Genomic DNA, 23,051 nt, shown 5'->3' with positions numbered 1-23,051 from the left:
ACGGGCTCAGAGCAGCCCGCGCCTCGCAAGTTCCGGCCGCACGCCCTCGGCGAACCAGTACGCCTCCTCGAGGTGCGGGTAGCCCGAGAGCACGAATTCCCTGAAGCCGACCGCGCGATACTCCTCGATCAGGCCGGCGACCTCCGCATAGCTCCCGACCAGGGCAGTGCCGGCACCGCCGCGGACGAGCGACGCCCCGGCCCAGAGCCCGGGATGGATCTCGAGGTCGGCGCGAGTGGTGCCGCCGTTGGTCAGGGCGAACTGCCTCCGCTGGCCCGTCGATCCCGACGCGCCGAACGCGGCGCGGCGGTCCGCCACGAGCGCGGGATCCAGGCCTGCGATCAGCGAGTCGGCGATCTGCCACGCCTCTTCCGAGGTCGGTCGGGCGATCACGTGCAGCCGGATGCCGTAGCGCAGCGCGCGTCCGTATCCCGCCGCCCGCTCGGCCACGCGGTCGATCTTCTCGCCGGCCTGGACAGGCGGCTCGCCCCACGTCAGATACACGTCGGCGTGCTCGGCTGCGACGTCGATGGCGGCATCCGATGATCCCCCCAGGTAGATCTCGGGCACGCGCGAGATCTCCGGGATGTATGCGTCCTCGATGTCGAAGAAGGTGCCGCGATGCGTGACCCGCTCGCCGGTCCACAGGCGGCGCAGGATGCTGACGTACTCTGCGGCGCGCTGGTATCGCCCGTCGTGGCCGATGGTGTCGCCGAAGCGGCGCTGCTCGGCGTCCTCACCGCCGGCGACCACGTTGATCCGGAGGCGGCCTTCGCTCACGCTCTGGAAAGTCGCCGTCACTTGGGCCTGCAGGGTGGGGGAGACGAGTCCCGGCCGCACGGCGACGAGGTACTCGAGGCGCCGGGTGTGCTGGGTGAGGGCGGTCGCCATCGTCCAGCTTTCTTCGTTTCCGCCCCCGGTCGGAATGAGGACAGCCTCGTAGTCGAGCTGCTCCGCCGCCTGCGCGATCTGCGTGAGGTACCCGAGCGTCGGCTTTCGCGATGCCGCCTGCAGACGCGCCGGATCGTTGTCGGTCGCGCTGCCCAGCGCCAGGTTCGTCCTCGAGTCGCCCGTGAGCGGGAGGAACCAGTCGAGGATCACCTTCTGCGACGCATCCTGGATCTCGGCCACGGCTCCTCCTCGTCGCACCCGAGGGCCGGGCGCCGCCTCATGCTACGGCGCTGCCGCCGTGCGCTTGCTCCCGTTTCCGCGTGTGACACGGCACGCCCGCTCGATCCCCACAGCGTCCGGGGCCCACACGCGAAAGAACCGGCACCGGCGTCGGACGCCGGGTGCCGGTTTCTCCTGTGAGAAGGCGGATGCTGCGGCTCAGCGCCAGAGCACCGCGATCGCCGCGTTGCCCAGCGTGAGGACGCCGATCGACCAGAAGATGGCCGGCGGCACCGAGCCGTTCTTGCGCTGACGCGCCGCGCCGATTCCGAGCAGCGCCCCGATGATGACGAGGATGACCAGCTTGATGCCGATCTTGGCGTAGTTGAGGTCGTACTCGATGCCCCAGGGAGCCGCGAGGATGAGCCCGGCGAGACCCGCGACGGCGAGGCCCCAGTTCATGAGACGAGTGATTCCGCGGTGGCCGTTCACCGCTTCGACGGCCCACGCGCCGAAGAGCAGGGCGAAGCCGACGAGGTGGATCAGGACGACGAGGTGACGCAGGGTTTCCATGCCATCACGGTACCTTATGTACTACTGAAGGTTGAACGTCAGCACGCGGGAGCCGCCTCCCAACCCGGGCCCCACTCCCGGGCCTCAGAAGCCGACGGGCCTCCGCCGGCCGTCGCGCAGCTCACGGAGGACCAGCGCCGTGCGTATTGCGGCATCCGCCGCTTCGGCGCCCTTGTCCTCCTTCGATCCGGGAAGCCCCGCGCGCTGGATCCCCTGTTCCTCGTCGTCCAGGGTCAGCAGGCCGAACCCGACCGGCTTGCCGGTGTCGATCGCCACACGCGTGAGGCCGTCGGTTGCCGCCGACGAGACGTACTCGAAGTGCGGGGTTCCGCCGCGGATGATGACGCCGAGCGCCACGACGGCGTCGGCCCCCGCATCCAGAGCCGCCTTCGCCACGACCGGAAGCTCGAACGATCCCGCTACCCGCACCAGACGCCACGAGGCGCCCGATTCCTCGAGGGTGCGTTCGGCTCCGGCGATGAGTCCGTCGCTGATCACGTCGTGCCACGTTCCGGCGACGATCACGATGTCCAGGCCCGTGGCGTCGGTTCCGCCGACGATCGGCGCTCCCTTGCCGCTCATGCGCTCGCGCCTCCCGCCAGGTGGGTCTCCTTCATCTGGGCGAGGGCATCGCTGAGCTCCTGCTCGTCGATGATGTGGCCCATCCTGTCTCGCTTCGTGGCGAGGTACTGATGGTTGTTCGGGCCGACGCCGACCAGGAGCGGCACCTGCTCGACGATCTCAAGCCCCAGTTCGCGGAGCTGGAAGACCTTGTCGGAGTTGTTCGTGAGCAGACGCACCCTCTCGACGCCCAGGTCGGCGAGGATGCCGGCGGCCGCGGCGTAGTCGCGTGCGTCGGCGGGGAGACCGAGGGCGAGGTTTGCGTCGACTGTGTCGAGGCCGCGCTCCTGCAGGCTGTAGGCGCGCAGCTTGTTGATGAGGCCGATGCCGCGGCCCTCGTGCCCACGCATGTAGATGACGACGCCGCCGTCCCGGTCGATCGCATCGAGGGCGGCGAGGAGTTGTGGGCCGCACTCGCACTTCAGCGAGCCGAAGGCCTCACCGGTGAGGCACTCGGAGTGCACGCGCACGAGCGGTGCGTCCTCGAGGAGCTCGCCCGAGACCACCGCGATGTGATCGGTGCCCGTCACGCGATCCTTGTAGGCGAGGAAGCGGAATCCGCCGTGCGCCGTCGGCACATTGGCTTCCGCACGCAGGCTCACGCGGCGCTTCTGGGCGGAACGCTCTCCGTCGGAGAGGGGCTCGGTCTCGTCGAGGAATGCGATGAGCTGCTCGATCGTGATGACGGGCACGCCGTCGCGGGCGCCGAGGTCGATGAGCCCCGGAAGGCGCATCATCGAGCCGTCCTCGGCCACGATCTCCGCGATCCCGCTGACCGGCTGAAGACCGGCGAGGCGCATGAGCTCCACGGCGGCCTCGGTGTGGCCGCCGCGCTCGCGCACACCGCCGTCGACGGCTCGCAGCGGAAGGATGTGGCCCGGGCGCCGGACGCTCGACGGAATCGAGGTCGGGTCGGCGAGGACGTTGAGGGTGTGGGCGCGGTCGGACGCGCTGATGCCCGTCGTGGTGCGGTCGGCGGCGTCGACGCTCACCGTGTACGCGGTGCCGCGGGCATCCTCGTTGACGGCCACCATCGGCGGCAGGTCGAGACGGTCCGCCCACTCGGCGGGCATCGGGGCGCAGATGAAGCCGCTCGACCAGCGGACGGTCCACGCCACCCACTCGGGCGTGGCGAGCTCGGCCGAGAGGACGACGTCACCCTCGTTCTCGCGGTTCTCGTCGTCCGCCACGATGACGGGGCGCCCGGAGCGCAGCGCCTCGAGGGCTTCGGGGATGGTGGAAAGGCTCATCGTGAGCCTCCTTCCGTGGAGGCGGCCTCCGCCGCGGAACGTGGGAGTGCGGCCGGTGCCGGGAATGCGGCCTCGCGGAGCGCGGGTCCGGCCGGTGGCGGGAATGCGGCCTCGCGGAGCGCGGGTCCGGCCGGTGCCGGGAAAGGGCCCTCGCGGAGCGCGGGTCCGGCCGGTGCCGCAAAAAAGAGAAGCCGCTGCACATGGCGAGCAAGGATGTCGGTCTCGAGGTTGACGCGGTCGCCCGCTCGGCGGGCGCCCAGCGTCGTCGCCTCGAGCGTCTCGGGGATGAGCGACACCTCGAACCAGTGCGCGGTGGCCGCGGCGGTCGCGTCGCTCACGGCACTGACGGTCAGCGAGACGCCGTCGACGGCGATCGAGCCCTTGTCGACGACGAGAGGGGCGAGTTCGCGGGAGAGCGAGATGCGCAGCACACGCCACTGCTCGCCGCGCCGGACCTCCAGAACCTCGCCGGTGCCGTCGATGTGGCCCTGCACGATGTGTCCGCCCAGGCGTCCGTGAGCCTGCGTCGCACGCTCGATGTTGACCGCGCGGCCCGCACCGACCCCGGCCAGCGTCGACATGTCGAGGGTCTGCTTCATGACGTCAGCCGTGAACCAGTCCTCGCCTTGATCGACCACCGTCAGGCACACTCCGCTCACCGAGATCGAGTCTCCGTGGGCGGCGTCCGACACGGCCTGGGGTGCCCGCACGGTGACGCGGACGCCGTCGCCGTAGGGTGCGGCATCCGTCACTTCGCCGATCTCCTCGACGATTCCGGTGAACATCACTCGTCTCCTTCTGCGTGGTGTGCGGGGGCGCCGGTGGTGACGGCGGTGCGCGCGTCCGGCGTCGCGATGACGAGCAGATCGTCGCCGAGACGCTCGACGGACGACACGCTCAGACGCCGTGCCTCTCCGATGGTGCCGATGCCGATGTCTCCGAGCGCGAGCTTGTCGCCGCCGAGCAGCACCGGTGCGATGTACGCGAGCACCTCGTCGGCGAGGCCCTCTCGCAGGAACGCGCTGGCGATCGTGGGTCCGCCCTCCACGAAGACGCGCTGGACGCCCTGCTCGCGAAGGTCGGCGAGGGCGGCCGGCAGGTCATCGCCCCCGTACTGCAGGAGGGGGAGCGGATGCCGGAGCACGGCCGCGCCGGCGGGCACGGGCCGGACGCCGAGAACGACGGGCCGGGGCTGCTGCGGGAGAAGGTCGCCGGCGGCGTCCCGGGCGGTCAGTGCGGGGTCGTCTGCGAGCACGGTGCCGATGCCCGCGACGACGGCATCGGCCACGGCGCGGCGCCGGTGGACGTCCAGGCGCGCCGCGGAGCCGGTGATCCACTGGCTCGTGCCGTCGGACGCCGCAGCCCGGCCGTCGAGGCTCTGGGCCCACTTGACGGTGACGTGCGGCCGGCCGAGCCGCTGCACGGCGAGCCAGGACTCGAGCAGTGCCGACCCCTCGTCCCCGAGGACGCCAGGGACGACCTCCACTCCGGCTGCCCGAAGCCGCGCGCCGCCTCCGGACGAGTGATCGCCCGGGTCGGCGACGGCATAGACGACGCGTGCGACACCTGCGGCGATGAGCGCCTCCGAGCAGGGGCCGGTGCGACCCGTGTGATTGCAGGGCTCGAGGGTCACGACGGCGGTCGCCCCCTGGGCTGCGCCGGGGGCGAGCTTCGAGAGCGCGTCGACCTCGGCGTGCGGAGTGCTCGCACCCCGGTGCCATCCCTCAGCGAGGATGTCGCCGTCGGACGAGAGCAGCACGGCGCCCACCTGCGGGTTGACCCCGCGCGGGCCGTTCAGCGCGAGCGTGAGCGCACGCCTCATCGCGCTCTGCTCCGCGTCTGTCACGGTCATCCGTCTTCTCTGCCTGGCTTTCGAGACCCGGGGGCAAGGGCGAACGACGGCGCGCGCCGCGTCACCCGTGCGCCTCCCATCCGGACTAGCAGCGCGTGTGCACTGCATCACCGTCGGTTCCGGATTCTCACCGGATCGGCCTCGGCATCCTCCCGAAGGGAAGGAAGACCTCGGCTCGCGGACTGTCACCGCCGGTTCGGATTCCCACCGACCCCGGAGCACGTTTGATTCTCTGAGTGTAGTAAACGCGCCTTCGGATGATTCATTCCCGCGTCGTCCCGCGACACGTTGCCCCCCGAGGTCTTCGCCCGGTGTTCACGCGCAGGCCGCATCCGGGATCCCTCCTGCGCGGAACATGGGACATGCCGCCCGCTCGGCGCCGCTGTCGTCGGTGAGACGTAGCCTGGAGCAAGGAGGAACAGACCATGACTGATGGGGGATCCGGCTTCGAATCGCTCGCGGCGCGCCCGTCCGCCGATGTCCTGATCATCGGCGGCGGCATCAACGGACTCGCCACTTTCCGCGACCTCGCCCTGCAGGGAGTCGATGTCGCGCTGGTCGAGCGCTCGGACTTCGTCAGCGGCGCCTCGGCTGCCTCGTCTCACATGATCCACGGCGGCATCCGGTATCTCGAGAACGGCGAGTTCCGCCTCGTCCAAGAGGCGGTGAGCGAGCGCAACGCCCTCCTCCGGCTCGCTCCCCACTTCGTCCGCCCGCTGCAGACGACCATCCCGATCTTCACGACCTTCTCCGGGCTCGTCAGCGCCCCGCTGAGATTCCTGCGGCACGGCGGCGGCGCCAGGCCCCGCGAGCGCGGCGCGGTCCTGATCAAGGTCGGCCTCGTCATCTACGACGCCTTCTCGGGCGGTGGCGGTCGCGTGCCGCGTCACACGTTCCAGGGCCGGGCCGCCTCGCTCGAAGCCCTCCCGCGCCTCAACCCCAAGGTCAAGTACACCGCCACCTACTGGGATGCCTCGCTCCACGACCCTGAGCGGCTCGCGATCGACATCCTGGGCGATGCCCTGGCCATCGGACGAGGTCGCGCCCGGGCGGCCAACTACACCGCGGGTGCCCGCGTCGAGGGCGGCCGCGTCGTCCTCCACAACCTCGAGACGGGCGAAGAGGCGCCGTTCTCGGCATCCGTCGTCATCAACGCCTCGGGCCCCTGGACCGACGTGACGAACGCGGCGCTGGGCGAGCCGACGACGTTCATGGGCGGCACGAAGGGCTCGCACATCGTGCTCGACAACACCGAGCTCCTCGAGGCGACGGGCGGTCGCGAGCTGTTCTTCGAGCACAGCGACGGCCGGATCGTGCTCATCTACCCCCTCAAGGGCCGGGTGCTCGTCGGAACGACCGACCTCGAGCACGACATGGCAGACCCCATCGTGTGCACGGATGACGAGGTCGACTACTTCATCGATCTCGTGGGGCAGGTGCTGCCGGGGCTGCCGGTCGACCGGTCCGAGATCGTCTACCGCTTCGCCGGGGTGCGACCGCTTCCCGGTCACGGAGACGTCGCGACCGGCTTCGTCTCGCGCGACTACCGGATCGAAGCGGCACCGCTCGATGGCGATCCCGGCACGACAGTGCTCAGCCTGGTCGGCGGAAAGTGGACCACGTTCCGCGCATCGGCCGAGAATCTCACCAACCGCACCCTCGCTCTGCTCGGAAGCACCCGGGTGCGCTCCACCAAGCGACTCCCGATCGGCGGCGGCCGAGGCTACCCGATGACCGAGGCGGCCCGGCGCCAGTGGCTCGCTGCGCACGAAGGCGGCTTCGGCATCGACCGGGCCGAGGTGCTCCTCGACCGTTACGGCACCGTCGCCGCCGACGTCATCGAGGCGATCGCGGTCGACGAGGACGATCGGCCGCTGCGCACTCTCCCGGACTACTCCACCGGCGAGCTGCGCCATCTCGCCCGGACCGAGCGTGTGGTCCACCTCGACGACCTGCTCCTGCGGCGGACCAGCATCGCGTTCATCGGCGCGGCGACGGCGGACTCCGCTCAAGAGGTGGCGGATGCCGTCGCACCGGTGCTGGGCTGGAGCGAGCGCAAGCGGCACGCAGAAGCCGAGCGAGCGCTCGAACGCGTGCACGCCGCAGACCCGGGGTGGCCGGCCGCGGCATCCGTTCCGACCTCGCGATAGCCTGACGAGGTCGCCGGAGGGCGACTCTCGACGAGGAGGAGGCGCTGTGCCCGAGCATGTGCTGGCGATCGATCAGGGCACCACCTCGACACGGGCGATCGTCTTCGATGCGCGAGGCACGATCGTCGCGACGGCTCAGCGCGAGCACGAGCAGCTTCTGCCGCGGGCCGGCTGGGTCGAGCACGACCCCGTCGAGATCTGGACGAACACCCAGTGGGTCATCGCGTCCGCGCTCTCGCGGGCGCGGCTCGGGTCCGGCGAGCTCGCCGGCATCGGTGTGACCAACCAGCGCGAGACGGCGATCGTGTGGGATCGCCGGTCGGGTCGCCCGGTCTCCAACGCGATCGTGTGGCAGGACACCCGCACCCAGGAGCACATCGACCGGCTCGCGGCCGAGGGTGGCACCGATCGATTCGCGGAGGTCACCGGGCTGCCCCTCGCGACCTACTTCTCGGCATCCAAGGTCGCGTGGATCCTGCGCAACGTGCCCGGTGCGCGGGCGGCGGCCGAGGCGGGCGACCTGCTCTTCGGCACTCCCGACACGTGGGTGGTGTGGAACCTCACCGGCGGGGGCCGCGGGGGAATCCATGTCACCGATGTGACGAACGCCAGCCGCACGCTCCTGATGGACCTGCGGACCCTGGACTGGTCGGATGAGCTGCTCGAGCAATGGGGCATCCCTCGCCCGATGCTGCCCGAGATCCGCTCGTCGTCCGAAGTCCTCGGGGAAGCCCAGCTGCCGGGGGTCGTGCGAGGCGTGCCGATCGCCGGGATCCTCGGCGACCAGCAGGCGGCGACGTTCGGCCAGGCGGCATTCGAAGATGGGGAGTCGAAGAACACGTATGGCACGGGCAACTTCCTGCTTGTCAACACCGGCACCGAGATCGTGCGGTCGCAGCACGGGCTGATCACGACCGTGGCATACCGCTGTGCAGGGAAGCCGGCGCACTACGCCCTCGAGGGGTCGATCGCCGTCACCGGGTCGCTCGTGCAGTGGCTGCGCGACAATCTCGGCATCATCCAGCGGTCCGAGGACGTCGAGGTCCTCGCCGAGACCGTGGCAGACAACGGCGGGGCCTACTTCGTCCCCGCGTTCTCGGGCTTGTTCGCGCCATACTGGCGGCCCGACGCGCGTGGCGCCCTGGTGGGGCTGACGCGCTTCGTCAACCGCGGACACATCGCGCGCGCTGCGCTGGAATCGACGGCGTTCCAGACCCGGGACGTCATCGACGCGGTGGTCGCCGACAGCGGACGCGAGCTCGCGGAGCTCCGTGTCGACGGCGGGATGACCAGAGATGCGCTGCTCATGCAGTTCCAGGCCGACGTGCTCGGCATCCCCGTCATCCGGCCGAAGGTGGTCGAGACGACGGCCCTCGGTGCGGCGTATGCCGCGGGGCTGGCCACAGGGCTGTGGGCGGGATTCGACGAGCTGCGTGCCCACTGGCAGGAAGATGTCCGGTTCGAGCCCCGAATGCCGGCGGAGGATCGCGAGCGCCGCTACCGCCTGTGGAAGAAGGCGGTGGGCAAGGCGCTCGACTGGGTCGACGCGGACGTCACGGAATGACCGCTACTTGAGCAGTCTCGACAGCCGGCGATCCGCGAGGATCTTGCCACCGGTCTGGCACGTGGGGCAGTACTCCAGCGAATTGTCGGCGAAGAAGACGCTGCGCACCGTGTCGCCGCAGACCGGACAGGCTTCGCCACGCCGGCCGTGCACCTGCATGCCTCGCCGCTTCGCATCCTTCAGCTCGGCGGGCGGCTTGCCGGATGCCTCGGCTATCGCCTCTCGCAGCGTCACGGTCATCGCCGAGAACAGCCTGTCGATGTCGGCGTCGTCGAGGCTGGACGCCAGGGCGTACGGCGACATCTTCGCGGCGTGCAGGATCTCGTCCGAATAGGCGTTGCCCACCCCGGCGATGATCGTCTGGTCGCGGAGCACGCCCTTGATCTGCGTGCGACGCCCGGCGAGGAGCGACGCGAAGGTGTCGCGCGTGAAGTCGTCGTCGAGTGGATCGGGCCCGAGGCGCTGCACCCCGGGCACCTCCGCGGGCTGCCGGACCACGGAGAACGCGAGGGACTTCTTGGTGCCCGCCTCGGTCAGGTCGAACCCCGAGCCGTCGCTCAGGGCCACGCGCAGGGCGATGGGCGTCTTGCCCGGCTTGATGATCGTCGCAGGGAGCTGGTCGTACCAGCGCAGCCAGCCGGCCTTGGCCAGGTGGAAGACGAGATGCGGGCCGGGCGCGGCATCCGTCGTCTTCGTTGCGAGGTCGATGAACTTGCCATGCCGTTCGGCGCCCGTGATCTGGGCCGTCTGCAGAGCCTGCACCGGTGGATCGTAGGTCTTCAGCGCCGCGATGTTCGCGACCGAGACCCGCGTGATCTCGAGTCCGGTCACGCGCTCGCGCAGGAAGTCGACGAGCCCCTGCACCTCGGGCATCTCGGGCATGCGCCCATCCTGGCATGGCGCACCGAGGGGCGGGCTGGTCCTTGCCTGCGAAGCGCCGGTGTGCGTCGGCGCGTGCAGCCATGGACGCATCCGCTCGCGGGGCGCGTGAGGGTCAGTGCTCGAGGACCGACCAGGGCTGAGGGGTGCGGTCGTCCGTCGCGAGCAGGCCTGCGATCCATCCGTCGTCGCGCGCGCCCGAGCCGTTGCGCAGCGCCTGGCGAAGCGTGCCCTCGAACCGGAAGCCGAGCGTCCGCGCAGCGCGGGCAGAGAGGACATTGCCGACGACGGCGCGCCACTCGATGCGGACGAGTGCGAGCTCCTCTGGCGAGAACGCCCAGTCGATCACCGCTCGAGCGGCCTCGGTGGTGAAGCCGCGCGCCCGTGACCTGGGAGCGACCCAGTAGCCGAGCTCCGCTGTTCCGCCCCCCTGACGGTAGAGCCCCACCATGCCCGCGAGAGTCTCGCCGTCGCGCATCGCCCAGGTCTGCTCGGTTCCGGCGTCCCAGCCCTTCGCGACCCGCTGCACGAATTCCACCGCGTGGTGGCGCTCGTAGGGCGTGGGGACCGTCGTGTATCGCCGGATGTCGGGGTCCTGGCACGCCTCGAACAGCGCGTCCACGTCTGATTCGCGAAGGCCCGAGAGTTCGAGCCGCTGCGTTCGCAGGGTGGCCATCTGCATCTTCAGCCCCGGCGGAGGAGCCCGACCTTGTCGTACACGTCGTCGAGCGTCCGGCGGGAGACCGCCTCGGCTTTGGCGGCGTTGGCGGCGAGCACGCGGTCGAGCTCAGCCGGATCGTCCAGCAGCTCGAGCGCGCGGGCGCGCACCGGGCCGAACTCGCCCACGACCACTTCGGCGAGTCCCTTCTTGAAGTCGCCGTAGCCGCGACCCGCGTATTCGTCCTCGATCGCCGGGATCTGGCGACCTGTCAGAGCCGCGTAGATGACCAGCAGGTTCGAGACGCCGGGCTTCGCCTCACGGTCGTACCGCACCGAGCCCTCGCTGTCCGTGACCGCGCGCATGACCTTCTTCGCCGATACGGCGGGGTCATCGAGCATCCACAGAGTGCCGGCATCCGATTCGGCGGACTTCGACATCTTGGCGGTCGGGTTCTGCAGGTCGTAGATGCGGGCGGTCTCCTGCTGGATGACCGGCATCGGCACGGTGAAGGTCTGGCCGTAGCGGCTGTTGAAGCGCTCGGCCAGGTCGCGCGTCAGCTCGACGTGCTGCTTCTGGTCGTCGCCCACCGGCACGATGTCGGTCTGATAGAGCAGGATGTCGGCGGCCATGAGCACCGGGTAGGTGAACAGGCCCACCGAGGTCGCATCCGCACCGTAGCGCTGGGACTTGTCCTTGAACTGGGTCATGCGACTGGCTTCGCCAAACCCGGTGAGGGTCGACAGCACCCAGGCCAGCTCAGGGTGCGCGGGGACGTGCGACTGCACGTACAGCGTCGACTTCGACGGCTCGATGCCTGCCGCGATGTACTGCGCGGCAGTCCGGCGGGTCTTCTCGCGGAGCTCCGCCGGGTCGTTCGGCTGGGTCAGAGCGTGGAGGTCTACCACCGAGAAGAACGCGTCGTAGGACTCCTGCAGGTCGCGCCACTGCATGAGCGCCCCGATGTAGTTGCCGATCTGAAGCGAGTCGGCGGAGGGCTGCATGCCGGAGTAGAGGCGGGGTTTCGTCACCGGTCAATCCTATTGGCGGGCGTGCGCTGCCCCACCCACGGGCGTCACAGCCCCACGGCGTAGTCCGCGACGACCGGTGCGTGGTCGCTCCACCGGGTGTCCCACGAGGGCGCCCGCACGACCCGGTAGTCGGTCACGCGTGCGGCGAGGTCGGGTGTCGCCAGGTGGTAGTCGATGCGCCACCCGGTGTCGGTGTCGAACGCCTTGCCGCGGCTCGACCACCAGGTGTACGGCCCGTCCACCTCGCCGTGATGCCGGCGGCCGATATCGACCCACCCGAGCCCCTGGCCCGTCGAGCCGTCGACCCCCGTCACCTCGGTGCCGTCCGCACCGAGGAAGCGGTCGAAGTAGGCGCGTTCCTGCGGGAGGAAGCCCGCCTTCTTGACGTTGCCCTTCCAATTGCGGATGTCGAATTCGCGGTGCCCCACGTTGAGGTCGCCCATGATGAGGCTGAGCGGCCGTTCACGGCGGAGCAGCGGCATCCGCTTCTCCATCGCATCGAGGAACGCCCACTTCGCATCCTGCTTGGCCGTCCCCGCTTCGCCCGTCGGCACGTACGCGCTTACGATCGTGACGGTCTCGCCGTCGACGTCGAAGTCAGCCTCGATCCAGCGCCCGGCGGAGTCGAGGGTCTCGTCGTCGCCGAGGACGCGCCGGACCTCGACCGAGTCGGTGCGCGAGAGGATGGCGACGCCCGCGCGGCCTTTCGCCAGGGCCTCGTCGTTGACCGTCTGCCACCCCGGAAGCGATGCGGCGAGCTCGTCCGCCGTGGCCCGCACCTCTTGCAGGGCGAGGACGTCGACGTCGGCCTGCTCGAGCCAGGGGAGCATGCCCTTCCGGGCGGCGGCGCGGATGCCGTTGACGTTGACGGAGGCGATGCGAAGTCGGCGTGACACGGGGACGAGCCTACTTCTGGCCGAGGACAGTCTCGGGTGGCCAGAGTCCATGGGTGGTGGGTGCGGGGGCGGATGCCTCGACCTCGCGCAGCTCGAGCTCCGCCTGCTGCACGGCGCGGCCGGCCTGCCACCTGCGGTGCCACGGCGCGTGGGTCAGCGCCTCCTGCGCCGTCCGCAGCCGCACGTGCGCGGCGAGCACGAGCGCGGCGTGCTCTTCGCGCATGCGCTCGGCCTCGGTCTGCGGGATGAGGGGGATCTTCTCGTCGCTGGCGCGCACGGCGATCCACGCCGCCGCGACCAGCATGACGATCCCGTTGAGCCGGAACCACACCAGCAGCCCGATGAAGATCGCGAAGGTGGCCAGCAGCGCATCCGACGGCGTGTAGCCGAGCAGGAGTCCGGCACCCAGCTGCAGGACCGTGATGGCCGCGCCGCCCAGCAGCGATCCCGGCCACAGCACCCGCCACGCGAGGTGCGTGCCGGTGAGGAACCGGAACAGCGCCGCGAGCGCCGTCGAGTTGATCGCGAACGACACGAAGACCGAGGTGAGCTGCACCGAGCCGATGACCACTCCGCTCGCCGAGATGCCGAGAAGCGAGAGGATCGCGTTGATCGCGACCGCTCCGGCGGAGCTGACCACGGCGCCGAGGATGAGCGCGATGCCGAAGATCGTGGCCGCGAGGAGATCCCGCGCCTTCAGCACGACGTAGGACCGCAGATCGAACGGCAGCCCGAAGATGTCGCGCACGGCGCGGCGGCCGAAAGTGACCCAGCCGATCGCCGTCCAGATCAGCGTGCCGAGCGCGATGAGGCCCGTCACGCCGAGCACACCCGTGTTCTGGCTCACGATCTGCTCGACCTGGGCGGGGGTGATCGCGCCGCCGTCCTCGTCGATGAGCCCGGGGAGGTAGCCGTTGATGATGTCGATCAGGCCCTTCACGGCCTCGTCGCTTCCGCCGAGCCACAGGCCCACCGCGGCGAACGCGACATAGATCGCGGCGAAGATCGCGAAGAGCGCCTGATAGCTGACGCCCGCCGCGAGCAGGAACCCGTTGCTCAGCAGGAAGTGACGCCAGACCCGGATGGGGAACCATGCGAGGGTCCTGCGAGTGATGTCGGTCGCGCGCGAGATCGGAGCGTCGAGCCGCGTCCGCAGGAGTTCCTGCGTCGCCTCCCAGCGGGCCCGAAGAGTCTCCTCCTCCTGCCGCGCGCGCTCTGCCGCATCCCGCTTCGCGGGCGCCTGCGCCGAGCCGGGGCGAGGGGCGTTGGGCGAGCTCACGCGAACAGACTAGCGATCAGCAGACACCGGGCACCGGCATCCGTCACCCTGCGGATGAGCGGAGGAGCGGCTCAGGAACGACCGCGCAGGACGGCCTGCTTGACCTCGGCGATGGCCTTGGTGACCTCGATGCCGCGGGGGCACGCCTCGGTGCAGTTGAAGGTCGTGCGGCAGCGCCAGACGCCCTCTTTGTCGTTGAGGATGTCGAGGCGCGCGGCGCCCGCGTCGTCGCGCGAGTCGAAGATGAAGCGGTGCGCGTTGACGATGGCGGCGGGGCCGAAGTACTGTCCGTCGGTCCAGAACACGGGGCAGGACGACGTGCACGCGGCGCACAGGATGCACTTCGTGGTGTCGTCGAACACCTCGCGGTCGACGATCGACTGGATGCGCTCCTTGCCGGGAGTCGGTGCCAGGTTCGAGATCAGGAACGGCTGCACTTCGCGGTACGACGCGAAGAAGGGCTCCATGTCGACGATGAGGTCCTTCTCGAGCGGCAGGCCCTTGATCGCCTCGACGTAGATCGGCTGCGAGATGTCGAGATCCTTGATCAGCGTCTTGCAGGCCAGGCGGTTGCGCCCGTTGATGCGCATCGCGTCGGATCCGCAGATGCCGTGCGCGCACGAGCGGCGGAACGACAGCGAGCCGTCGACCTCCCACTTGATCTTGTGCAGGGCGTCGAGCACGCGGTCCGTCGAATACAGCTCGACGTCGTAGTCCACCCAGCGCGGCTCTTCGTCGACCTCGGGGTCGAAGCGGCGCACGATGAAGGTCACCAGGAACGACTGGATGCCGGTGTCGGCGCCGGCCTCCTCAGCCTTGGCCGGGGCATCGGCGTCGGTGCGCTCGATGATGTCGGTCGCGGATGTCGCCATCCTCAGTACTTCCTCTCCATCGGCTGGTACCTGGTGATGACCACAGGCTTCCAGTCGAGCCGGATGTGGTCCTCGGGGTGCGAGGACTGGGCATCCCCCGACAGGTAGGCCATCGTGTGCTGCATGTAGTTCTCGTCGTCGCGCTTGGGGTAGTCGTCGCGCATGTGACCGCCGCGGCTCTCCTTGCGGTTGCGCGCCGTGACGACGACCACCTCCGCGAGATCGAGCAGGAAGCCCAGCTCCACAGCCTCCAGCAGGTCGGTGTTGTACCGCTTGCCCTTGTCATCGACGTGCACGTTGCGATAGCGCTCGCGCAGCTCGGCGATGACGTCCATCACCTCGGACAGCGACTGGTCGGTGCGGAACACCTGGGCCTTGCGGTCCATCTCGTCCTGCAGCGTCTTGCGGAGGACGGCGATGCGCTCGGTCCCCGAGTTGTTGCGCAGGCCCTCCAGCAGCTCGCGCACCTCCTTGGCCGGGTCCTCGGGGAGGGGCACGAAGTCGGCCGTCTGCACGTACTGCACCGCGTTGCGGCCCGCGCGCTTTCCGAAGACGTTGATGTCGAGCAGCGAGTTCGTGCCGAGGCGGTTCGAGCCGTGCACCGAGACGCACGCGCACTCGCCGGCCGCGTAGAGGCCCGGCACCACGGTGGTGTTGTCGCTGAGCACCTGGGCGTCGTTGTTGGTCGGGATGCCGCCCATCGCGTAGTGCGCGGTGGGCATGACCGGGACGGGCTCGACCACCGGGTCGACGCCGAGATAGGTGCGAGCGAACTCGGTGATGTCGGGGAGCTTGGTCTCGAGCACCTCGGCACCGAGGTGCGTGCAGTCCAGCAGCACGTAGTCGCGGTGCGGGCCGGCTCCCCGGCCCTCCGCGACCTCCTGCACCATGCAGCGGCTCACGATGTCACGGGGCGCGAGGTCCTTGATCGTCGGCGCGTAGCGCTCCATGAAGCGCTCGCCCGAGACGTTGCGCAGGATCGCGCCCTCACCGCGGGCTCCTTCGGTCAGCAGGATGCCGAGGCCCGCCAGGCCGGTCGGGTGGAACTGGAAGAACTCCATGTCCTCCAGCGGCAGGCCCTTGCGCCAGATGACGCCCACGCCGTCGCCCGTGAGCGTGTGCGCGTTGGAGGTCGTCTTGAAGATCTTGCCGAAGCCGCCGGTGGCGAAGATGATCGCCTTCGAATGGAAGACGTGCAGGTCGCCGGTGGCGAGCTCGTAGGCCACGACGCCCGCCACCTGCGTGCCTCCGTCGTCGTCCTTCACCGTGATGAGGTCGAGGACGTAGAACTCGTTGAAGAAGTTGATGCCGAGCTTGACGCAGTTCTGGAACAGCGTCTGCAGGATCATGTGCCCCGTACGGTCGGCGGCGTAGCATGCGCGACGGACGGGCGTCTTGCCGTGGTCGGCCGTGTGGCCGCCGAACCGGCGCTGGTCGATCTTGCCCTCGGGCGTGCGGTTGAACGGCAGGCCCATGTTCTCGAGGTCGATGACGGCGTCGATCGCCTCCTTGGCGAGGATCTCGGCGGCGTCCTGATCGACGAGATAGTCACCACCCTTGACCGTGTCGAAGGTGTGCCACTCCCAGGAGTCCTCTTCGACGTTCGCGAGCGCCGCAGCCATGCCGCCCTGCGCCGCACCCGTGTGGGAGCGCGTGGGGTAGAGCTTGGTGATGACCGCGGTCTTGGCTCCGGGGCCGGCCTCGATCGCCGCGCGCATGCCGGCGCCGCCGGCACCCACGATGACGACGTCGAACTGGTGATAGTGGACGCCGTTCTTCACGACGCTGTCGGTGGTCTGGGTGCTCACGTGAGAGGTGCCTTCTTCGTCTTCGGGATGTCGTCGGGGATGCCGGGATCAGCTGAAGCCGAGCTCCTGGCAGGTCTCGAAGAACGAGCTGTCGGGAGTCACCCCGCTGCACGGGTCGAACGCGAACACGACCAGCGTGCCGAGCAGGATGAGGAAGCCGGCGGCGAGCCACAGAGCCCACACGAGGACCGTGCGCGTGCGGGGGTGCGTCACGTAGTCGTTGACGATGGTGCGCATGCCGTTGGCGCCGTGGATGAGCGCCAGCCACAGCATCAGGATGTCCCACCACTGCCAGAACGGGTTGGCGAGCTTGCCCGCCACGAAGCCCCAGTCCAGGCCGTGGATGCCTTCGCCCACCATCAGGTTGACGAAGAGGTGGCCGAAGATCAGGACGACGAGCACCACGCCCGAGGCGCGCATGTAGATCCAGCCCCACTTCTCGAGGTTGGGGCCTCTGCGGCGGGGAGCGGAGATCGGTGAGCGGGGGTCGGCGATCGCGGTGGACATCAGTGACCGCCTCCCGTCGACGCGAAGACGTTCATGAGGTGGCGCGGGGCGAAGCCCAGCATTGTGACGGCCCAGAGCCCCAGCACGCCCCACCAGAGGTGGCGCTGGTGGCGGGTCGCCCATGGCCAGAAGTCCACGAGGATGATCCGCAGCCCGTTGTAGGCGTGGTAGACGATGGCGGCGACGAGCACGACCTCGCCCAGGCCCATGATCTCGTTCTTATAGGTGCCGATCACCGCGTTGTACGCCTCGGGCGACACCCGGATCAGCGCCGTGTCGAGCACGTGCACCAGGAGGAAGAAGAAGATCGCGACACCGGTGATGCGGTGGAGAACCCACGACCACATCCCCTCGCGTCCGCGATAGAGCGTGCCCCTGGGCACTTTGGACGTGGTCTCGGTGACCGACGGTGTGACGCGTGCTGGTGCAGACACGGGCCGTCCTCCCTGACTAGAACATCGTGCGGGGGCGGTCTCTGCCCCGTGGGGAAAGGCGTTCCCCTGCGTCGCGCGGCGCGTCCACATCCTATTCCCGTCCCGTGCGGACGGGGGAGAAGGCCGTCCCAACTATCTCGACGTCGAGATAGTTGGCCGAGCCGGACACGGTGCTCGCGACCGTCTCTTCACGCGCCCGACCACTGGCCGACATTCGCCCGCAATGCCCGTCGGTAGCCTGGAGCCATGGCCGACCCGATCGCTGACTTCTATGCCGTCATCCCCGCAGGGGGCATCGGCAGCCGGCTCTGGCCGCTGTCCCGCGCCGATGCGCCGAAGTTCCTGCACGACCTCACCGGTTCAGGGCAGACACTCCTCCGCGACACGTGGGATCGCCTGGAGCCGCTGTCGGGTGCGGACAGGATCGCGGTCGTGACGGGTCGTGCGCACCGGGCCGCGGTCGAGCGCGAACTGCCGGGAGTGCCGGACAAGAACGTGTTCCTCGAGTCCGAGCCGCGTGACTCCGCCGCCGCGATCGGGCTTGCCGCGGCGATCCTCGCTCGCCGCGAGCCCGACGTGATCATCGGCTCGTTCGCCGCCGATCACGTCATCCGTGGCACGCAGGTCTTCGACTGGGCGGTGCGCCAGGCCGTGGCGACCGCCCGCGAGGGCTACATCTGCACGATCGGCATCCCCCCGGTAGAGCCGTCGGTGGGCTTCGGGTACATCAAGAAGGGCAGCGAGATCGTCATCGACGGCGCTCCAGAGGCGGCGCTCGTCGAGCGGTTTGTCGAGAAGCCGGATCTTGAGACGGCCAAGGCGTACTACGCGGACCGCTCGTATCTGTGGAACGCCGGCATGTTCATCTCCCGCGCCGACGTCCTGCTCGGCGAGATCGCCGAGAACCAGCCTCATCTGTACTCCGGTCTGATGGACCTCGCCGAGGCGTGGGACGACCGCGACATGCGAGGCCCGGTCGTGGATCGGGTGTGGCCATCGATCACCAAGATCGCGATCGACTACGCCGTGGCCGAGCCCGCCGCCGAGAAGGGGCGGCTCGCCGTCATCCCCGGGCACTTCGACTGGGATGACGTGGGCGACTTCGCGAGCCTCGCGAAGCTCAACGGCCGCGGCAACGAACTGGCGATCCTCGGCAAGAACGCACGCGTGCTCGCCGATGCGTCGAGCGGGATCGTCGTGACGCAGACGCAGCGGGTCATCAGCATCATCGGCGTGAAGGACATCATCGTCGTCGACACCGACGACGCGCTCCTGGTCACCACGAGCGAGCACGCGCAGCGGGTCAAGGGCGTCGTCGACGCACTCAAGCTCAACGGTCAGGGCGACGTGCTCTGATGACCCGCAGTCGCGCGGAATGCTGCATCCGGTTCCGCGCGTGTTGCGTCTTTGTAACCATTGGGCCCACCAGGCCTGGCGAGAATGCAAGTCCCCGGTCACAGTAGGTAACTTCGTTAGGCACCCGCGAGTTCGCGCGGGTCTTCTTCCCGTGGAGGCAGAGTTGACCATTACCACCCGAAAGCGAGTGCTCGGCAGCCTGGTGGCCGCCAGCATGTTCGTCGCCCTCGCGGGCTGTGCATCCGCACCTGAGGAGACCGCAGAGACGGCTGACGCGGGAGGTGCCGTCGACGGCTTCCTGCCCTGCATGGTCTCGGATGCCGGCRGCTTCGACGACAAGTCGTTCAACCAGCTGGGCTTCGAGGGGCTCAACCGCGCCGCGGACGAGCTCGGCGTGAAGCCCATCACGGTGCAGTCGGACTCCGAGTCGGACTTCGCGCCGAACCTCACGAGTCTCGTCGACCAGAACTGCACGCTCATCATCACGGTCGGCTTCGCGCTGGCTTCGGCAGCCGGTGAGTCGGCGACCGCCAACCCCGACATCGAATACGTCTCGATCGACGATGTCGTGGACAACGACTTCGACGGCAAGACCGATGCCGAGAACATCAAGCCGATCGTCTTCGACACCTCGCAGGCGGCGTTCCTCGCCGGCTACGCCGCAGCGTCGTACTCGACMGCCAAGAAGGTCGGAACCTTCGGCGGCATGAACTTCCCGACCGTCTCGATCTTCATGGACGGCTTCGCGCAGGGCGTGGAGTACTGGAACGAGCAGAAGGGCGACACCGTCCAGGTGCTCGGCTGGGATCGCGCAGCGCAGGACGGCGTCTTCACCGGTGGCTTCGTCGCCAACCAGGACGCGATCAACGCGGCGCAGAGCCTCGTCGACCAGGGTGTCGACGTGCTCCTCCCCGTCGGCGGTCCGATCTACCAGAGCGCCGCGGCGGTCATCCGCGACTCGGGTCGCGAGATCGCCCTGCTGGGTGTCGACGCCGATGTGTACGAGACCGACCCGACCGTGGCCGACCTCCTGCTGACCTCGATCCGCAAGCTCATCGACGTGGGCGTTGAGGACGCCGTGCTCTCCGCGGGCAAGGGCGAGTTCAGCAACGAGAAGTTCGTCGGCACGCTCGAGAACGAGGGCGTCGGCCTCGCGCCGTTCCACGACTTCGAGGGCAAGGTCTCGCCGGACCTGCAGGGTGAGCTGGATGCGATCACGGCCGGCATCATCGACGGATCCATCCCCGTCGAGTCGTACCTCCAGGGCTGAGTCCCGCCGCAGTGGGGAGGTCGGGTTCATCCCGGCCTCCCCACTCGTTTGCCCCACGGCGCGGTCCTTGCGCCCCCTGCCCGTCTCGGTGCGTCTGCGCACCCGCCTCACTAGGATCGGCACATGAAGCTCGAACTTCGCGGGATCACGAAGCGGTTCGGCAGTCTCGTCGCCAACGACCACATCGATCTCGTGGTGGAGCCCGGAGAGATCCACTGTCTGCTCGGCGAGAACGGCGCAGGCAAATCGACGCTCATGAACGTCCTCTACGGCTTGTACACGGCAGAAGAGGGAACCATCCTCCTCGACGGCCAGGTGCAGAACTTCCAGGGGCCCGGCGACGCGATGCGCGCGGGCATCGGCATGGTGCACCAGCACTTCATGCTCATCCCCGTGTTCAGTGTGGCCGAGAACGTCATGCTCGGACAGGAGTCGACGCGCGCGGGCGGACTGCTGGACGTCGGGGCGGCCCGCGAGCGCGTGCGCGAGATCTCGGCTCGGTTCGGATTCCACGTCGATCCCGACGCGCTGGTCGAGGAGCTTCCCGTCGGCGTCCAGCAGCGGGTGGAGATCATCAAGGCCCTCTCCCGCGACGCCCGGGTGCTCGTCTTCGATGAGCCCACGGCCGTGCTCACGCCGCAGGAGACCGACGAGCTGATGGAGATCATGCGTCAGCTCAAGGCATCCGGGGCATCCATCGTCTTCATCACCCACAAGCTCCGAGAAGTCCGCGAGGTCGCGGACCGCATCACCGTGATCCGCCTCGGAAAGGTGGTCGGCGAAGCCTCTCCCACCGCGTCGAACGCCGAGCTCGCCTCGATGATGGTCGGCCGCGCGGTCGAGCTCACCGTGCACAAGGACGCGCCCCAGCTCAACGACCGCGGGCTCGTGGTCGAGAAACTCACGGTCATCGACGCTGTCGGGCAGGTGATCGTCGACGATGTCAGCTTCGATGTGCGAGGCGGCGAGGTGCTCGCGATCGCAGGCGTCCAGGGCAACGGCCAGACCGAGCTCACCGAGGCGCTCATCGGCCTTCAGCCGCAGGCGCGAGGCTCGGTGACCCTCGACGGCGACCAGATCGCCGGACGCAGCGTCCGCCACATCCTGGACGAGGGCGTCGGATTCATTCCGGAGGATCGCAACGAGGACGGACTCGTCGGGGCGTTCACGATCGCCGAGAACCTGATGCTCGACCGAGCGAACGGCGCGCCATTCGTCAAGGCCTTCAATCTCCAGCGCAGCACCCTGGCGGCCTTCGCCAAGGAGAAGTTCACCGAGTTCGACGTCCGCGCTCAGAGCATCGACACCCCGGTGGGCCAGCTCTCCGGAGGCAACCAGCAGAAGGTCGTCCTCGCGCGCGAGCTCAGCCGTGACCTGTCGCTGCTGGTGGCCGCCCAGCCGACCCGCGGTGTCGACGTCGGCTCGATCGAGTTCATCCACAAGCGCATCATCGAGACGCGGGACGCGGGCGTTCCCGTGATCGTCGTCTCCACCGAGCTCGACGAGGTCGCCGCCCTCGCCGACCGCATCATGGTCATGTATCGCGGGCGGATCGTCGGAATCGTCCCGGGTGACACGCCTCGCGAGGTGCTCGGGCTCATGATGGCGGGCGAGAGCCCGGCCGGGGAAGGGGCTGCCGCGTGAGCACGGCGACACAGCAGAGCGAGGCTCCGCCTCCGTCGAAGTGGCATCAGACGTTCCTGAAGATCACGCAGGGCAATGCGATCATCTCGGTCCTCGCGATCTTCCTCGCGCTCGTCGTCGGCGGCATCCTGATCGCCGTCACCGATGAGGACGTGCAGGCGGCGGCCAAGTACTTCTTCGCCCGGCCCGGAGACACGATCGTCGCGATCTGGGATGCCGTGTCCGGCGCATATATCGCGCTGTTCCAGGGTGCGATCTACAACTTCGGCGCGCCGACCTTCGCGCGCGCCATCCGGCCTCTCACCGAGACCCTCACCTTCGCCACACCGCTGATCGCGGCCGGCCTCGGTGTCGCCCTGGCGTTCCGCATCGGAATGTTCAACATCGGCGGCCGGGGGCAGATGCTCCTGGCGGCAGCGGCTGCCGGCTACGTCGGCTTCGCCTACGACCTGCCGTTCCCCCTCCACATGATCCTGGCGCTCATCGCCGGTCTCATCGCCGGTGCGCTGTGGGCCGGCATCGCAGGCCTCCTGAAGGCCCGCACGGGCGCACACGAGGTGATCGTCACGATCATGCTCAACTACATCGCCTTCTACCTCGTCTCGTGGATGCTGCGCACCCCCGGATTGCTGCAGGCGCCGGGTTCGAGCAACCCCAAGACCCCGCCGATGAAGGACACCGCGGTCTTCCCTGAGCTCCTCGGCCCGCAGTACAACCTGCACTTCGGGTTCATCCTCGTGATCGCGGCGACCTTCCTCGTCGCCTGGATCCTCAACCGCTCGAGCCTCGGCTTCAAGTTCCGCGCCGTCGGAGAGAACCCGAACGCCGCGCGGGTCGCGGGCATCAACGTCAAGAACATGTACGTCTACGGGATGCTGATCTCYGGCGCGCTCGTCGGTCTGGCGGGCGTCAACCAGGTGCTCGGCACGATCACCACCGGGTTCTCGGCCGACATCGATGCCGGCATCGGCTTCGACGCGATCACCGTCGCTCTCCTCGGCCGGTCTACGCCGTGGGGGACGTTCGCCGCCGGAGTGCTCTTCGGCGCGTTCAAGGCCGGTGGGTTCTCGATGCAGGCCGCCGAGCAGATCCCGATCGAGATCGTCACCGTCGTCCAGTCGCTCATCGTCCTCTTCATCGCCGCGCCGCCGCTCGTGCGGACGATCTTCTTCCTCCCGTCCCCTGAGCGCGACCGCCGCCGGGCCGAGAAGGCGAGGCAGAAGGCGCTCAAGGCCGAGGTCAAGGCGACGAGCGCCCTCGAGGAGGTGTCCAAGTGACCACGCCCCTCGTCTCGACA

20 protein-coding genes, 1 pseudogene and 1 riboswitch are annotated in these 23,051 nt (G+C 69.0%); of the genes and pseudogenes, 6 read left to right on the top strand and 15 right to left on the bottom strand.

Annotation, left to right across the window (positions count from 1 at the left end):
* Nucleotides 1-6 precede the first annotated feature (6 nt).
* The 6 genes and pseudogenes from AC1DP3_RS12665 to ribD form a co-directional block, all read right to left on the bottom strand.
* The gene (locus AC1DP3_RS12665; RefSeq protein WP_477293781.1) at nt 7-1,131 is read right to left on the bottom strand and encodes an LLM class flavin-dependent oxidoreductase; all 1,125 of its coding nucleotides are present in this window, start codon (nt 1,129-1,131) and stop codon (nt 7-9) included.
* 198 nt (nt 1,132-1,329) lie between these two features.
* Entirely contained in the window at nt 1,330-1,683 is a 354-nt protein-coding gene (locus AC1DP3_RS12660) for a Fe-S protein (RefSeq protein ID WP_477293779.1), read from the bottom strand.
* Nucleotides 1,684-1,767: 84 nt separating this feature from the next.
* A complete protein-coding gene (gene ribH, locus AC1DP3_RS12655; RefSeq protein ID WP_477293777.1) occupies nt 1,768-2,265 on the bottom strand; it encodes a 6,7-dimethyl-8-ribityllumazine synthase in 498 nt (165 codons plus the stop codon).
* Complete coding sequence (gene ribA, locus AC1DP3_RS12650; protein WP_477293775.1) at nt 2,262-3,554, bottom strand: GTP cyclohydrolase II; 1,293 nt, start codon at nt 3,552-3,554, stop codon at nt 2,262-2,264. The genes ribH and ribA overlap by 4 nt, the downstream gene beginning before the upstream one ends.
* Before the next feature lie 164 nt (nt 3,555-3,718).
* Nucleotides 3,719-4,339 (bottom strand): annotated as a pseudogene (locus AC1DP3_RS12645) (riboflavin synthase); the annotation flags it as partial.
* Nucleotides 4,339-5,406 (bottom strand): bifunctional diaminohydroxyphosphoribosylaminopyrimidine deaminase/5-amino-6-(5-phosphoribosylamino)uracil reductase RibD, encoded by a 1,068-nt coding sequence (ribD, locus tag AC1DP3_RS12640; protein WP_477293773.1) that lies wholly within the window; start codon nt 5,404-5,406, stop codon nt 4,339-4,341. The pseudogene AC1DP3_RS12645 and the gene ribD, both read right to left, overlap by 1 nt.
* A gap of 64 nt (nt 5,407-5,470) precedes the next feature.
* Nucleotides 5,471-5,631, bottom strand: a riboswitch (FMN riboswitch).
* Between the two features lie 200 nt (nt 5,632-5,831).
* Here ribD and AC1DP3_RS12635 point away from each other — a divergent pair.
* Nucleotides 5,832-7,556, top strand: coding sequence for a glycerol-3-phosphate dehydrogenase/oxidase (locus AC1DP3_RS12635; protein WP_477293771.1), 1,725 nt, complete (start codon nt 5,832-5,834; stop codon nt 7,554-7,556).
* Between the two features lie 46 nt (nt 7,557-7,602).
* A complete protein-coding gene (gene glpK / locus AC1DP3_RS12630) occupies nt 7,603-9,120 on the top strand; it encodes a glycerol kinase GlpK (RefSeq protein ID WP_477293769.1) in 1,518 nt (505 codons plus the stop codon).
* A gap of 3 nt (nt 9,121-9,123) precedes the next feature.
* Here the strand turns inward: glpK and AC1DP3_RS12625 are convergent, their stop codons facing one another.
* The 9 genes from AC1DP3_RS12625 to sdhC form a co-directional block, all read right to left on the bottom strand.
* On the bottom strand, nt 9,124-10,002 hold the full coding sequence (locus tag AC1DP3_RS12625) for an Fpg/Nei family DNA glycosylase (RefSeq protein WP_477293767.1): 879 nt from the start codon (nt 10,000-10,002) through the stop codon (nt 9,124-9,126).
* Between the two features lie 112 nt (nt 10,003-10,114).
* Nucleotides 10,115-10,681 carry a GNAT family N-acetyltransferase gene (locus AC1DP3_RS12620; protein ID WP_477293765.1) on the bottom strand — a complete coding sequence of 189 codons (567 nt, stop codon included), beginning with the start codon at nt 10,679-10,681 and terminating at the stop codon, nt 10,115-10,117.
* Between the two features lie 2 nt (nt 10,682-10,683).
* Entirely contained in the window at nt 10,684-11,688 is a 1,005-nt protein-coding gene (trpS, locus tag AC1DP3_RS12615; protein WP_477293763.1) for a tryptophan--tRNA ligase, read from the bottom strand.
* 44 nt (nt 11,689-11,732) lie between these two features.
* Nucleotides 11,733-12,584, bottom strand: a complete 852-nt coding sequence (locus tag AC1DP3_RS12610; protein ID WP_477293761.1) for an exodeoxyribonuclease III — start codon at nt 12,582-12,584, stop codon at nt 11,733-11,735.
* A 10-nt stretch (nt 12,585-12,594) separates the two neighbouring features.
* Nucleotides 12,595-13,863 (bottom strand): YihY/virulence factor BrkB family protein, encoded by a 1,269-nt coding sequence (locus tag AC1DP3_RS12605; protein WP_477293759.1) that lies wholly within the window; start codon nt 13,861-13,863, stop codon nt 12,595-12,597.
* Nucleotides 13,864-13,934: 71 nt separating this feature from the next.
* Complete coding sequence (locus tag AC1DP3_RS12600; RefSeq protein WP_477293757.1) at nt 13,935-14,735, bottom strand: succinate dehydrogenase iron-sulfur subunit; 801 nt, start codon at nt 14,733-14,735, stop codon at nt 13,935-13,937.
* 2 nt (nt 14,736-14,737) lie between these two features.
* Nucleotides 14,738-16,543, bottom strand: coding sequence for a succinate dehydrogenase flavoprotein subunit (gene sdhA / locus AC1DP3_RS12595; protein WP_477293755.1), 1,806 nt, complete (start codon nt 16,541-16,543; stop codon nt 14,738-14,740).
* A gap of 48 nt (nt 16,544-16,591) precedes the next feature.
* On the bottom strand, nt 16,592-17,050 hold the full coding sequence (locus AC1DP3_RS12590; RefSeq protein WP_477293753.1) for a succinate dehydrogenase hydrophobic membrane anchor subunit: 459 nt from the start codon (nt 17,048-17,050) through the stop codon (nt 16,592-16,594).
* Entirely contained in the window at nt 17,050-17,484 is a 435-nt protein-coding gene (gene sdhC, locus AC1DP3_RS12585) for a succinate dehydrogenase, cytochrome b556 subunit (RefSeq protein WP_477293751.1), read from the bottom strand. The genes AC1DP3_RS12590 and sdhC overlap by 1 nt, the downstream gene beginning before the upstream one ends.
* Nucleotides 17,485-17,730: 246 nt before the next feature.
* Here sdhC and AC1DP3_RS12580 point away from each other — a divergent pair, with 246 nt between their 5' ends.
* From AC1DP3_RS12580 to AC1DP3_RS12565, 4 genes are all read left to right on the top strand, one after another.
* Nucleotides 17,731-18,840 (top strand): mannose-1-phosphate guanylyltransferase, encoded by a 1,110-nt coding sequence (locus tag AC1DP3_RS12580; protein ID WP_477293749.1) that lies wholly within the window; start codon nt 17,731-17,733, stop codon nt 18,838-18,840.
* Nucleotides 18,841-19,003: 163 nt separating this feature from the next.
* Entirely contained in the window at nt 19,004-20,110 is a 1,107-nt protein-coding gene (locus tag AC1DP3_RS12575; RefSeq protein WP_477293747.1) for a BMP family lipoprotein, read from the top strand.
* A gap of 123 nt (nt 20,111-20,233) precedes the next feature.
* Entirely contained in the window at nt 20,234-21,754 is a 1,521-nt protein-coding gene (locus AC1DP3_RS12570) for an ABC transporter ATP-binding protein (RefSeq protein ID WP_477293745.1), read from the top strand.
* Nucleotides 21,751-23,031, top strand: coding sequence for an ABC transporter permease (locus tag AC1DP3_RS12565; RefSeq protein WP_477293743.1), 1,281 nt, complete (start codon nt 21,751-21,753; stop codon nt 23,029-23,031). The genes AC1DP3_RS12570 and AC1DP3_RS12565 overlap by 4 nt, the downstream gene beginning before the upstream one ends.
* The last annotated feature ends 20 nt before the right edge of the window (nt 23,032-23,051 follow it).

Source organism: Microbacterium sp. P5_B6 (assembly GCF_056400345.1).
Note: the sequence above shows the minus strand (reverse complement) of the source record. Positions and strands in the feature narration are given on the sequence as shown.

Coding starts and splice junctions, on each gene's coding strand:
- AC1DP3_RS12660 (WP_477293779.1), bottom strand. CDS start 1,683: ATGGAAACCCTGCGTCACCTCGTCGTCCTGATCCACCTCGTCGGCTTC.
- ribH (WP_477293777.1), bottom strand. CDS start 2,265: ATGAGCGGCAAGGGAGCGCCGATCGTCGGCGGAACCGACGCCACGGGC.
- ribA (WP_477293775.1), bottom strand. CDS start 3,554: ATGAGCCTTTCCACCATCCCCGAAGCCCTCGAGGCGCTGCGCTCCGGG.
- ribD (WP_477293773.1), bottom strand. CDS start 5,406: ATGACCGTGACAGACGCGGAGCAGAGCGCGATGAGGCGTGCGCTCACG.
- AC1DP3_RS12635 (WP_477293771.1), top strand. CDS start 5,832: ATGACTGATGGGGGATCCGGCTTCGAATCGCTCGCGGCGCGCCCGTCC.
- AC1DP3_RS12625 (WP_477293767.1), bottom strand. CDS start 10,002: ATGCCCGAGATGCCCGAGGTGCAGGGGCTCGTCGACTTCCTGCGCGAG.
- AC1DP3_RS12620 (WP_477293765.1), bottom strand. CDS start 10,681: ATGCAGATGGCCACCCTGCGAACGCAGCGGCTCGAACTCTCGGGCCTT.
- AC1DP3_RS12600 (WP_477293757.1), bottom strand. CDS start 14,735: ATGGCGACATCCGCGACCGACATCATCGAGCGCACCGACGCCGATGCC.
- AC1DP3_RS12590 (WP_477293753.1), bottom strand. CDS start 17,050: ATGTCCACCGCGATCGCCGACCCCCGCTCACCGATCTCCGCTCCCCGC.
- AC1DP3_RS12580 (WP_477293749.1), top strand. CDS start 17,731: ATGGCCGACCCGATCGCTGACTTCTATGCCGTCATCCCCGCAGGGGGC.
- AC1DP3_RS12570 (WP_477293745.1), top strand. CDS start 20,234: ATGAAGCTCGAACTTCGCGGGATCACGAAGCGGTTCGGCAGTCTCGTC.